This window comes from Thauera butanivorans NBRC 103042 (genome assembly GCF_001591165.1).
Lineage (GTDB): Bacteria > Pseudomonadota > Gammaproteobacteria > Burkholderiales > Rhodocyclaceae > Thauera > Thauera butanivorans.
The window spans coordinates 164,185-176,601 of the sequence record NZ_BCUG01000003.1; the positions used below are offsets into that span (position 1 = coordinate 164,185).

Annotated in this window: 10 protein-coding genes and 1 pseudogene; 5 read left to right on the forward strand and 6 right to left on the reverse strand. The window is 66.0% G+C overall.

Features of this window, described 5'->3' with window-relative positions:
* Positions 1-150: 150 nt before the first annotated feature.
* The 4 genes from TBU01S_RS02150 (at position 151) to TBU01S_RS02165 (ending at position 5,798) form a co-directional block, all read left to right on the forward strand.
* Positions 151-1,650, forward strand: coding sequence for a leucyl aminopeptidase (locus TBU01S_RS02150; protein ID WP_068634995.1), 1,500 nt, complete (start codon positions 151-153; stop codon positions 1,648-1,650).
* A gap of 11 nt (positions 1,651-1,661) precedes the next feature.
* Complete coding sequence (locus TBU01S_RS02155; RefSeq protein WP_068634996.1) at positions 1,662-2,102, forward strand: DNA polymerase III subunit chi; 441 nt, start codon at positions 1,662-1,664, stop codon at positions 2,100-2,102.
* On the forward strand, positions 2,099-2,695 hold the full coding sequence (locus TBU01S_RS02160; RefSeq protein WP_068634997.1) for a hypothetical protein: 597 nt from the start codon (positions 2,099-2,101) through the stop codon (positions 2,693-2,695). Before TBU01S_RS02155 ends, TBU01S_RS02160 begins: the two co-directional genes overlap by 4 nt.
* Positions 2,696-2,927: 232 nt before the next feature.
* Positions 2,928-5,798: a valine--tRNA ligase gene (locus TBU01S_RS02165; protein WP_068634998.1), complete on the forward strand. Its 2,871-nt coding sequence runs from the start codon at positions 2,928-2,930 to the stop codon at positions 5,796-5,798.
* A gap of 186 nt (positions 5,799-5,984) precedes the next feature.
* On the opposite strand, the gene TBU01S_RS02170 is transcribed toward TBU01S_RS02165, so the two are convergent.
* From TBU01S_RS02170 to TBU01S_RS02180, 3 genes are all read right to left on the reverse strand, one after another.
* Complete coding sequence (locus tag TBU01S_RS02170) at positions 5,985-7,376, reverse strand: coiled-coil domain-containing protein (protein WP_157659076.1); 1,392 nt, start codon at positions 7,374-7,376, stop codon at positions 5,985-5,987.
* Positions 7,377-7,991: 615 nt separating this feature from the next.
* On the reverse strand, positions 7,992-8,222 hold the full coding sequence (locus TBU01S_RS02175) for a sulfurtransferase TusA family protein (protein WP_068635000.1): 231 nt from the start codon (positions 8,220-8,222) through the stop codon (positions 7,992-7,994).
* A 129-nt stretch (positions 8,223-8,351) separates the two neighbouring features.
* Positions 8,352-9,785, reverse strand: a complete 1,434-nt coding sequence (locus TBU01S_RS02180; protein ID WP_068635001.1) for a M48 family metalloprotease — start codon at positions 9,783-9,785, stop codon at positions 8,352-8,354.
* Between the two features lie 110 nt (positions 9,786-9,895).
* On the opposite strand from TBU01S_RS02180, the gene moaC reads away from it, so the two are divergent.
* Positions 9,896-10,411, forward strand: coding sequence for a cyclic pyranopterin monophosphate synthase MoaC (gene moaC, locus TBU01S_RS02185; protein ID WP_068635002.1), 516 nt, complete (start codon positions 9,896-9,898; stop codon positions 10,409-10,411).
* A gap of 7 nt (positions 10,412-10,418) precedes the next feature.
* Here moaC and TBU01S_RS02190 read toward each other — a convergent pair whose 3' ends face one another.
* The 3 genes and pseudogenes from TBU01S_RS02190 to TBU01S_RS02200 all read right to left on the reverse strand — a co-directional run bounded on the left by TBU01S_RS02190 (position 10,419) and on the right by TBU01S_RS02200 (position 12,331).
* Positions 10,419-10,664: a hypothetical protein gene (locus TBU01S_RS02190; RefSeq protein WP_068635003.1), complete on the reverse strand. Its 246-nt coding sequence runs from the start codon at positions 10,662-10,664 to the stop codon at positions 10,419-10,421.
* Between the two features lie 15 nt (positions 10,665-10,679).
* Positions 10,680-11,678 (reverse strand): annotated as a pseudogene (locus TBU01S_RS02195) (sigma-54-dependent Fis family transcriptional regulator); the annotation flags it as partial.
* A gap of 272 nt (positions 11,679-11,950) precedes the next feature.
* On the reverse strand, positions 11,951-12,331 hold the full coding sequence (locus tag TBU01S_RS02200; RefSeq protein WP_068635004.1) for a DUF779 domain-containing protein: 381 nt from the start codon (positions 12,329-12,331) through the stop codon (positions 11,951-11,953).
* Positions 12,332-12,417 lie beyond the last annotated feature (86 nt).

Genomic DNA, 12,417 nt, shown 5'->3' on the forward strand with positions numbered 1-12,417 from the left:
CGATAGGACCGATGGGCAAGAGAGGGTTGTGATGAAGGTTGCAGCCGCCGGCGGGAAGGGCCCGGCCGGAAGGCTTTTTGACGGGTTCCGGGCGAAGGCGCCATAATCGGCGGCAGTTCGCAAGACGCGTCTTCCCAAGGAAAAAAGCTGATGGAATTTACCATAAAGACCGGCTCGCCGGCGAAGTCCAAGGCCGGCCTGCTGGTGCTCGGCGCCTTTGCCGACGGGGTTCTGCCCACCGCCACCGCTGCCGTCGATGCCGCCGCCGAAGGCCGCATCGCCCACTACCTGAAGCGCGGCGACCTGGACGACAAGGCCGGCGCCACGCTGCTGCTGGCCGAACTGCCCGGCACCCACGCCGAGCGCGTGCTGCTGGTCAGCCTGGGCAAGCAGGACGAATTCGGCGACAAGGCCTACCGCGACGCGCTGACCGCCGCCGCCAAGGCGCTGGCCGCGACGCCGGCCAAGGACGCCGTCGTCACGCTGGCCGACCTCGCCGTCGGCGAACGCCCGCTGAGCTGGAAGATGCAGCAGGCCGCCCGCATCCTGGCCGACGGCGCCTACCGCTTCGATGCGCTCAAGTCCGGCAAGGACAAGAAAGACAAGAAGGAACGCGGCGCGCGCAAGCTGACGCTGCTGACCGCAACCGAACCGAGCGCCGAGCTCGACACCGCGGTGCGCTACGGCCACGCCATCGCCACCGGCATGGCGCTGGCGAAAGACCTCGGCAACCTGCCGGGCAACGTCTGCACCCCCACCCATCTCGCCGACACCGCCCAGGCGCTGGGCAAGCAGTACAAGTTCGACGTCGAAGTGCTCGAACGCGCCGACATGGAAAAGCTCGGCATGGGCTCCTTCCTGTCGGTGGCGCGCGGCTCGCACCAGCCGCCCAAGTTCATCGTCATGAACTACAAGGGCGGCAAATCCAGGGCCAGGCCGATCGTGCTGGTCGGCAAGGGCATCACCTTCGACACCGGCGGCATCTCGCTGAAGCCGGCCGCCGAGATGGACGAGATGAAGTACGACATGTGCGGCGCCGCCAGCGTGCTCGGCACCTTCAAGGCCATCGCCCGGATGGGCCTGCCGATCAACGTCGTCGGCCTGATCGCCGCCACCGAGAACATGCCCGGCGGCGGCGCCACCAAACCGGGCGACGTCGTCACCTCGCTGTCGGGCCAGACCATCGAAGTGCTCAACACCGACGCCGAAGGCCGCCTGGTGCTGTGCGACGCGCTGACCTACGCCGAGCGCTTCAAGCCCGAATGCGTGATCGACATCGCCACGCTGACCGGCGCCTGCGTCGTCGCCCTGGGCAAGATCCCCAGCGGCCTGCTCGCCAACGACGACGAACTCGCCGCCGAACTGCTCAAGCGCGGCACCGACTCCGGCGACCGCGCCTGGCAGTTGCCGCTGTGGGACGAGTACCAGGAACTGCTCAAGAGCAACTTTGCCGACATGGGCAACATCGGCGGGCGCTACGCCGGCACCATCACCGCGGCCTGCTTCCTGGCGCGCTTCACCAAGGCCTACAAGTGGGCCCACCTCGACATCGCCGGCACCGCCTGGCTGTCAGGCGACGCCAAGGGCGCGACCGGCCGGCCGGTGCCGCTGCTGTCCGAGTTCCTCGTCGGCCGCGCACGCGGCGACTGAACGGCAGCGGAATGGCGCCGAGCGTCCGCTTCTACCACAACACGCCCGACCGGCTCGCGCTCGCCTGCGAGCTGATCGGGCGCGCCTACGGCAGCGGGCGCAAGGTGGCGGTGCGCATGCCCGACGGCAACAGCGCGCGGGAACTCGACCGCATGCTGTGGCTGCGCGACACCCTCGCCTTCGTCCCGCACGTGCTGCGCGACTCCGAACTGGCCGCGGAAACGCCGGTCGTCATCGGCGAAGCCGTTCCCGCCGCCCCCTGGCCGCATGCCGACACGCTGTTCAACCTCGCGCCGGATCTGCCGCCGGATTACCAGGACTTCAGGATCGTGATCGAAATCGTCGGCAAGACCGAAGCCGAACGCCAGCCCGCCCGCGCCCGCTGGGCGCAGTACCGCGAACAGGGACTGGAGCCGAAGGCCTTCGACGCCGAACGCAGGGTGGCGCTATGAAGGACTGGCTGCCGCTGCCCCCCGACGAAGAACTCGAACGCGCCGACGACCTGCTGGACCAGGCGGACGCCTTGCTGGGCCGCCATCGCGCGGCCAGGCCAGCGAATGAAGCCGGCGCCCCTACCCCGCCCAGCCCCGCAGACGCCGATTCCACCGATCTTCCCATCCTCACCGAGGTCGTCGATCCATCCGAGCTGCCGCTGGGCTGGAGCGAACGGGATCCCGATCCCCTGATCTTCGACTCGCCGCCCGCAGAAAAGGCAGCGCCAGTCGAAGCCCCCCCGGCGCATGCGCCCCCCCCGCCTGCCCCCGCCTTCTCAGCGGCCGAATCGGCAGTCACGACCGAAGATCGCGTCGCCTACCAGATCGCCGAACGCCTGATCGAGCTCGATACCCTGATCGCACGCAGCATCAACGACTGGATGGATCAGGAATTTCCGCAGATTCTGCAGCGCGAACTCGACAACCTCAGCGAGCGCCTGCAGGTCGAACTCCAGGCCCACCTGCGCGCCACGCTGCAGCCCGAGCTGTCGGCCCACATCAGCCGCCAGATGGAACGCAGTCCGGATCTCCCGCCGCCGCTGCGAAGCTGAACCGCCGCCCTCCAGCGAGCGAAACCCTCCCCACAGGATGGGTAGTCCCCGTAGGATGGGTAGAGCCGCAGGCGAAACCCATCATCACCAGCCGGGCCCTCATACCGCCACCGATGGGTTTCGCTTGCGCTCTACCCATCCTACCCCCACTACCCGCCACCCCACGCGCCCGCCGGGCGCGGCGGGCGCATCCGCTATAATCCGCGCTTTGCCTTCACGCGCGTAAAACAACATGGAACTGGCCAAAAGCTTCGAGCCCGCCGACATCGAACGTCGCTGGTACCCCGAATGGGAATCCCGCGGCTACTTCGACGCCGGCCTCGACAAGTCGAACCCCAACGCCTTCTGCATCCTGCTGCCGCCGCCCAACGTCACCGGCACGCTGCACATGGGGCACGGCTTCAACCAGACGATCATGGACGCGCTGACGCGCTACCACCGCATGCGCGGCGACAACACGCTGTGGCAGCCCGGCACCGACCACGCCGGCATCGCCACCCAGATCGTCGTCGAACGCCAGCTCGACGCCCAGGGCATCAGCCGCCACGACCTCGGCCGCGAGAAGTTCCTCGAGAAGGTCTGGGAGTGGAAGGAATACTCCGGCGGCAGCATCACCGGCCAGATGCGCCGCCTCGGCACCAGCCCGGACTGGAAGCGCGAACGCTTCACGATGGACGCCGGCCTGTCGAAAACCGTCACCGAAACCTTCGTGCGCCTGTACAACGAAGGCCTGATCTACCGCGGCAAGCGCCTGGTCAACTGGGACCCCAAGCTCGGCACCGCGGTGTCCGACCTCGAAGTCGTGCAGGAAGAAGAGGACGGCAAGCTCTACCACATCCTCTACCCCTTCACCGACGGCCCGGCCGGCGGACTGCGCGGCCTCACCGTCGCCACCACCCGCCCGGAAACCCTGCTCGGCGACGTCGCGGTGATGGTGCATCCGGAAGACGAGCGCTACGCCGCGCTGGTCGGCAAGACCGTCGAACTGCCGCTGACCGGCCGTCGCATCCCGATCATCGCCGACGACTACGTCGACCGCGAATTCGGCACCGGCTGCGTCAAGGTCACGCCCGCGCACGACTTCAACGACTACGCCGTGGGCCAGCGCCACGGCCTCGACATGATCGTCGTGCTGACGCTGGCCGGCGCGGTGCCGGCCGAAGCCGAAGTGTTCGACACCGCCGGCCAGGCCAAGGGCCACATCGCCATGCCGGCCTCGGTCGCCGGGCTGGACCGCGTGCCGGCACGCGAGAAGGTCGTCGCCGAACTCGAGGCTGCCGGCCTGCTGGTCGAAGCCAAGGCGCACAAGCTGATGGTGCCGCGCGGCGACCGCACCGGCGTCGTCATCGAGCCGATGCTGACCGACCAGTGGTTCGTCGCCATGAGCAAGGCGGGCGCGGACGGCAGGAGCATCACCCAGAAGGCGCTGGAATGCGTGTCCTCGGGCGAGATCAGGTTCTACCCCGAGAACTGGGTCAACACCTACAACCAGTGGCTGAACAACATCCAGGATTGGTGCATCTCGCGCCAGCTGTGGTGGGGCCACCAGATTCCGGCCTGGTACGGCACCGACGGCCAATGCTGGGTCGCCCACGACGAAGCCGAAGCACGCGCGCTGGCCGACAAGGACGGCTACACCGGCGCGCTGCGCCGCGACGAGGACGTGCTCGACACCTGGTATTCGTCCGCGCTGTGGCCATTCTCGACGCTGGACTGGACGCCCGAATGGCCGGCCAGGAGCAACGACGCGCTCGACCTCTACCTGCCGTCCACGGTGCTCGTCACCGGCTTCGACATCATCTTCTTCTGGGTCGCCCGCATGGTCATGATGACCAAGCACATCACCGGCAAGATCCCGTTCAAGCACGTCTACGTGCACGGCCTGATCCGCGACGCGGAAGGCCAGAAGATGAGCAAGTCCAAAGGCAACGTGCTCGATCCGATCGACCTCATCGACGGCATCGGCATCGACGAACTGGTCGCCAAGCGCACTTTCGGCCTGATGAACCCGAAGCAGGCGCAGAGCATCGAGAAGAAGACGCGCAAGGAATTCCCCACCGGCATCCCCGCCTTCGGCACCGACGCGCTGCGCTTCACCTTCGCCAGCCTCGCCAGCCCGGGCCGCGACATCAAGTTCGACCTGTCGCGCTGCGAGGGCTACCGCAACTTCTGCAACAAGCTGTGGAACGCCACCCGCTTCGTGCTGATGAACACCGAAGGCCAGGACTGCGGCCTGGGCGAAGGCGTCGCCTGCACGCCCGAGGTGCTCGACTTCTCCTTCGCCGACCGCTGGATCGTCTCCCGCCTGCAGCGCACCGAAGCCGAAGTCGCCACCCAGTTCGAAGCCTACCGTTTCGACCTCGTCGCCCGCGCGGTGTATGAATTCGTCTGGGACGAGTACTGCGACTGGTACCTGGAACTGGCCAAGGTGCAGATCCAGACCGGCACCCCGGCCCAGCAACGCGCCACCCGCCGCACCCTGCTGCGCGTGCTCGAAACCGTGCTGCGCCTGGCCCACCCGCTGATCCCCTTCATCACCGAGGAGCTGTGGCAGACCGTGGCGCCGCTGGCCGCACGCAAGGACGCCGACAGCCTGATGCTGGCCCGCTACCCGCAGGCCGACGCCGCTCGCATCGACGAAGCGGCGGAAGCGAAAGTCGCCGAACTGAAAGCGCTGATCCACGCCTGCCGCAACCTGCGCGGCGAGATGAACATCTCGCCCGCCCAGCGCCTGCCGCTGGTCGTCGCCGGCGACAAGGTCGTGCTGGCGCAGTACGCGCCCTACCTCGCCGGCCTCGCCAAGCTTGCCGAGGTGCAGATCGTCGACGAGATCGGTGCCGACGAGCTCGCACCGGTCGCGGTCGCCGGCGAAACCCGCCTGATGCTGAAGGTGGAAATCGACGTCGCCGCCGAGCGCGAACGCCTGGGCAAGGAAATCGCCCGGCTCGAAGGCGAGATCGCCAAGGCCGAAGGCAAACTCGGCAACGCCAGCTTCGTCGACCGCGCCCCTGCCGCCGTCGTACAGCAGGAACGCGACCGCCTGGCCGGCTTCAAGGCCACGGTAGACAAGCTGAAACCGCAGTTGGCGAAGCTGGGCGGCTGAGCCGTATCGGCTTCAGGGCCTGACGGAAACGGCAGCGAGATTGATTTCGCTGCCGTTTCCGCTTTGCTCCCAGGAGGCGACAGCGCCATGCAGAGGCATGATTTTTCGCCCGATCAAGCCAATGCAAGCATTTACGCCGGCACCCGGACGCCTGTAGCGCGCCTTCGTTCCATCTGAACCCTGTGCTCAGTTTTCCATGGCTTTCAGCTCGGCGAGAAACCGCTGCTGCTGCGCACCTTCGCGCCGGCTTTGCTGTATCTGCGCCCCGAGATTGTCGATCTCACGACGCTTGGCAGCCAACTGCTCGTTATTGGCCCTGAACACACTCTGTTGCTCCTGGCGCTTTTTCTGCAGTTCGGCGTTCAGTGCTTCAATCGCCTCATTCAACTGCCCGCTTATGCCATCACGGCTGCTCCTATGTGTGGCGTCCAGTTCCTGGCGAATGGCGCTGATTTTCTCCTGGTAAACCGTATTGGCCTGCGCCATCAGCTCCCTGCGCTGGCTGGACAACGCCGCTTCCTGTTCCCTCAACTGTGCCTGGCGTTCGCGGAATGAAGCCTCCAGCCCCGCCAACTCGGTACGTAGCGTTTCATCGGCACTGGCTTTGTAACGGGTGAAATCCGCCGCACTCTGGCGTTTGCGCGCCGCGGAAATGTCCGTATTGTATGCGTCGCGCAACTGCTTGCGCTGGACCGCTGCAGCCTGCTGCAGCTCCTTTCCCTGCGCCTGCAGTTCAGCAACCTTCAGCCGGTAATCCTTGTCCAGTTCCGCAATACGTGCATCCAGCTCCTTCTTGGGCTCAGCGCCTTTTTCCCTGAGAGCAGCCTGCAGTTCCTGTCCGGCAGCCTGGTTTTCCTGGTTAGCCTTGTTGCGCAACACTGTCTGTTCCTGATGAATGCGCTGCTGCTCGTCATTCAGCGCTGCCATCACTTGCCGGTTCTCTTCCTGGATCTTCTGGTTCAGCGCGTTCCACTCCCCAATCATCGTCTGCCACCGGGATTCATCGGCGCCAATCTGTTCTGCACGTTTTTCAAGCGATGCCTCGGCAGCGGCCACCAGACGCTTGTAGTCCGAACTGCCGACAATGACATGTTTCGCTCCATGAGCATCAGCAGGTTTCCCGGCAAAGAAATTGGGAGCCTGTTCGTGCGAGAACATGCTCATCCATTCCTCCCCACGGAGAACTGAGCTGGCTACGCCGATAACAAGAGCATCATCACCTTTCCTGGCGATGCGCTTGAGGATCACATGCTCGTCAAGCGTGCCCAGGCTCTCGTACAGATCAGCCTTTGGAGAAACCTCCGCACGGAAGCGGTAGCGGCGCTGCGGCTCGACCTTGGTGCCGACATCGTCTTCGGCTTCGATCTTGAAACTCTCGACCTGCCAGGCATTGGGGATGTCTGCGGCGAACTGCGATTTCAGGTCAGGGCCGCTTTTGCCGCAGGCCGCAAGACCCAGCACGCCTATTCCGAAAGCAAGTCTCCGGAACCAGCGACGGATGATCGTCGTATCACTGAATCGGGTTCGTCCAGCCAGCCGTATCTGAATCGCAGGGCAAGCACGTAGATTGTTTGTCATGGGGACTCTCCGCTGGCACAGATACAGCAGTGGAAGACAAGACAGCAGGCCGGGCAAGGCACTCGGAAACTGCGGCTCGTGGTTTATGTATCATAGTGTTACATCGACCGCAAGCAGCTTTCAGAGCCGATGAAAAGATGGAAATCCATGTTGAAAGCAGCGCATCGTCAACATCGGCGTGCTGGAGCTGGCATGGGTTTCCGCGACCGCCCTGGGGCCGGGCGACACGCACTTCATCCATACGCCGGGTGCGGCATCCTGCATACCAAACAGCCCTTGAGCAGGCGCCAGGGCCTGCAACTGAAGTCGATGCGCAGGCCGACCCCTCGCTTTACATAGCACAAGTCAGGTCGAGGCCAGCATCTGCATGTGGGCGACCCGGGCTTGCCGAGCGACGGCACACGGATTCGCGTGACTGCGCAGGGCGATGAGCCTGTCGAACCTGCCTTGCTCGGCGGACGGCCCTTTCATCATGGACACCGTCCGAGCGGCTGCAGCAAGCCAAGCGCGATTTCGTTTTCGGCCGCACGGGGCATGTTCTGGGCATGGAAACGGAACGGGCCGGCCGCATCACCGGCCAGCCCGTTCCGCATTCAGCAGCCTGAAGTGGAAGCTTTACTTGCGCTTCAGGAAGAACTCGAAAGCCTTGTCCGCCGTTTCACCCTGCTGCAGCAAGGGGTTGCCGGTCTGCTTGGCGAAGGCCTGAAAATCCTTGGCCGAGCCCGGGTCGGTCGCCACCACGCGCAGTACCTGGCCCGATTGCATCTCGGCCAGCGCCTTCTTTGCGCGCAGGATCGGCAGCGGACAGTTCAGGCCGCGCGCATCCACTTCCTTGTCGAAATCCATCCTGTGTCCTCGCTTGCGTCGATATCAGTTTTTTGAATGGCTCGCCATTCTAGTGGATGCCCGCCCGGCCCGAAAGAATGCGCAGCAGGGCAGGCGATGCCCGCCCATCGAATCCGTCACGGCGGGAACTCAATCCTTGCGGTCGCGCCTTTCCTCGATCAGGCGCTGCTTCAGTTCGCGCAGACGCGCATCCACCGCGGAGAGCTCGTAGAAATCGCCGTCGCCCGCCCTGCTTGCGATCTCCAGTTGCTCGATCGCTGCCGGCAGGCTGCCGCGCAGCCGATAGACTTCGGCCTGGGCGCGGTGCTGGGCGGTGACTTTGCCCAGGTCCGCATAGGCCCGCGACAGCAGTTGCCACAGGCGCGGGTCGGACTGGCGGTTGTCCAGTGCGCGGCGGACGCCATCGACCGCCGCCTGCGGCTGGCCGCCGAGGATGCGCGCATTGGCCAGCGCATAGACCAGGGCGTGGTTGGACGGGAAGCTGCGCATCGCCGCCTCCAGCACCTTGATCGCGGTCGCGCCGTCCTTGCGCGCCAGTGCGATCTCGGCGCGCAGCGTTTCGATCCACGGCGACGGCGGCGCCTTGGCGCGCACGGCCTCGAGCCGTTGCGCTGCCTCGTCCAGCCGGCCGGCGCGGAACAGGGCGCGCGCCAGGCCATAGCCGGCGGCGGGGTCGGCCGGCGTCTGCGCCAGCTGGCTTTCCATGTCCCTGACCGCATCGGTGGCCAGGCCGGCGTTGGCACGCAACTTGGCGCGGGAGAAGTTGAAGTCCGGCGAATCGACCACCTGGCGGTAGCGCATCGAGTTGACACGGTTCTCCATGTCGGCGATGCGCTCGGTCGTCAGCGGGTGGGTGCGCAGATAGGCCGGCGCATTGTTCTCGTACATGCGGGTGGCGCGCTGCAGGCGCTCGAAGAAGCCGGGCATGCCGCGCACGTCGAAGCCGGCACTCTCCAGCGTCTCGAGCCCGACGCGATCCGCCTCGCGCTCGAAGCTGCGGGTGTAGCCGAGCTGCGACTGGATCGCGCCGGCCTGGCCGGCAGCGATCGCCGCCTGGCTGACGTCCGAATTGCTGCGCGCCGCCAGCACCGCCACCAGCAGCGAGGCCATCATCAGCATCGCCGACTGGCTCTGCTTGCCGACGATCTGCGCGATGTGGCGCTGGGTGACGTGGGCGATTTCGTGGCCGAGCACCGAGGCGAACTCGGATTCGGTCTGCGCTGCCAGCAGCAGGCCGGTATGCACGCCGATGTAGCCGCCGGGCAGCGCGAAGGCGTTGAGCGTCGAGTCGCTGACGACGAAGAAATCGAAATCCAGCCCGGGATTGTTGCTCACCGCCGCCAGCTTGTGGCCGATGCGGTTGACGTACTCCTCGACTTCCGGATCGTCCAGGTAGCTGGCATCGCGCCAGCGGATCTGGCTGATGATCTGCTCACCGATGCGCCGCTCGGCGGCCGGCGAAAGCTCGGTCGCGGCAACGTCTCCCAGATCGGGCAGATCGTAGGCGTGGACAGGGAAAGCCAGCGCGAGGCTGAGCAGCAGGGCAAGAGGTCGTCGCATCATCGGGTGCTATGATACCCGGCCGCATCAAAGCGTTCCCGCATGCCTGTATCCGGCTGTAGCCGGCCCCGGCCGCGGCGCACGCGCCCTCTCTTCATGACCGCCGAAGCACGATGAGCACCGACGCAGCGAACTCCGACACCCCCGCCTTGACCCATTTCGACACCGAAGGCCAGGCCCACATGGTCGACGTCGGCGCCAAGGCCGAAACCCGCCGCGTCGCCGTCGCCACCGGCCGCATCCTGATGCTGCCGGATACCTTCGGCATGATCCGCGCCGGCACGGCCAGGAAGGGCGACGTGCTCGGCATCGCCCGCATCGCCGCCATCCAGGCCTCGAAGCGCACCAGCGAACTGATTCCGCTGTGCCATCCGCTGCCGCTGACGCGGGTGGCGGTCGAGTTCGCGCTGGAGGAAGGCGCGCAGGAAGGGAGCGAACACGCGGTGCGTTGCACCGTCACCGCCGAAACGGTCGGCCGCACCGGCGTCGAGATGGAAGCACTGACCGCGGTCAACGTCGGCCTGCTGACGATCTACGACATGTGCAAGGCGGTGGACCGGGGCATGCGCATGGAAGGCATTCGCCTGCTGGAAAAGCTCGGCGGCAAGTCGGGGCACTGGCAGGCCTGACGACTGTTTACCGGACGGCTTGCTTTGCGCCGTCCTTTGCTGCCAGGCGCGAGATCACCAGCGGAAAGGCACCCGACCCGGCAAGCGCGATGGCCGACACCAGAAACGCCAGTCCCGCCATCGGCTCTGCCAGTGCCGGATGAAGCCGGTCACCGGCACCGGCGAAACACGTCACTGCCGGCACCAGACACAGCGCCGCCAGGACGAAAAGCACGAGCGCCGACATCGGCATCCGGCGGTGGTCAGCGGACATGCATCCATTCTCCATTCAAAAGTTGCGGCCCAGCTTGCGGTACAAGGTGTTGCGGGCGATGCCCAAGGCCCGTGCAGCAGCTGACACGTTGCCGCCGTGTTCGGCCAGCGCCCGCTGGATCAGGCTCTCGTCCAGACCCAGCGGGGGACGGCCACGCGGTCGGGCTGCTACGGACAGCATCCTCCTGGACTCTGCTCCTGCCCGAGATGTGACGAAAACCGGCACAGCTTCGGCATCGAAGATTTCCTCCGGCAGATGCCGCGGCAGGATCACCCGTTCATCGTCATCGAGCAGCGCCAACGCCACCCGCAGCACGTTCTGCAATTGGCGGATGTTGCCCGGCCAGGCATATGCCTCGAAGAAGTGCATCACTTCTTCCGACACGCTCACACCATCGCACGGCCGGCCGGCGCACTCCGCCTCGATCAACAGGCCGACGATGACACGCATGTCGGTGCGCGCACGCAAGGGCGGCAGGTGGACGGTCAGGCCGTTGATGCGGTAGTAGAGGTCCTCGCGGAACAGGCCGTTCTTCACCGATTCGTTCAGCGTCCGGTGCGTCGCCGACACCAGCGCGATGTCGACCGGCAGCGCCTCCCGGGCACCGACCGGCACCACGCGGCGCTCCTGCAGCACGCGCAGCAGCCTCGCCTGCATGGACAGCGACATGTCGCCGATCTCGTCCAGGAACAGCGTGCCGCCGTCGGCCTGCTGGATGCGCCCCACCGCGCCTTCGCGCCGTGCGCCGGTGAAGGCGCCGCCGACATAGCCGAAGAGTTCGGCTTCGATCAGGCTTTCGGGAATCGCTGCGCAGTTGAGGGCGACGAAAGGGCCATCGGCCCGCGGCCCGCTGTTGTGGCAGGCCTGCGCCAGCAATTCCTTGCCGACACCGGATTCGCCCTGGATCAGCAACGGGATGTTGCGCCCCACCACCCTGCCGGCACGATCGAGCACCCGCTGCAGACCGGCATCGCCAGTAGCCAGGCGGGCGAGCGTCACACGCCCGTCGGCGGCAGGCTCCAGCGCAAGACGATGCAGCCTCTCGCCGGCGGTCCGCCCGGGGTCGCAAGGCCGCTTCGACGCAGGCACGGGCAAGTCCGCCAGCGGCGCGCGCGTAAAGATCCGCCCCATCGTCGTTCGTCTCCAGCACCGGACCATGCCGGCTCACCGGGACTATTAAAGCAAAAGCTGCTGCAGCAAAGCAGAAAACAAAGCAGAAAAAATTCGCCGGGCGAAAAGGAACACCATGGGAACACTGCATCCCTCGGCGGGAAGGGCTGCCGCAGCTAGCGGCCGCGGGCGCGATCCTCGGCTTCCACCTCGGCCATCTCGTCGTCGTCGAACAGCCGCGAGCGGGTCAGGAAGGCCTTGCCGGTGCCGCCTTCCAGCGAGAAGGTGCCACCCGTTCCTTCCACCACGTCGATGATCAATTGCGTGTGCTTCCAGTATTCGTATTGCGACGCACTGATGTAGAACGGAACGCCGCCGATCTCGCCGAGATGGACGTCGTACGGGCCGATCGTCAGATCGGTGGGCAGGTAGCAGTTGGCGGCGCTGTTGTCGCAGCAGCCGCCGGACTGGTGGAAGATCAGATCGGATCCATGCTCGGCCTTGAGCTGGTCGATCAGTTCGAGCGCCGCAGGTGTGGCGATGACGCGCTTGACCATGATTGTCTGCTCCGCAGTACAAGTGTCGGGGGCAGTCGCCTGCCCCCGACCAAGCGCCCGCAAGCAGGCGCGGGAGGAGAGCCGTC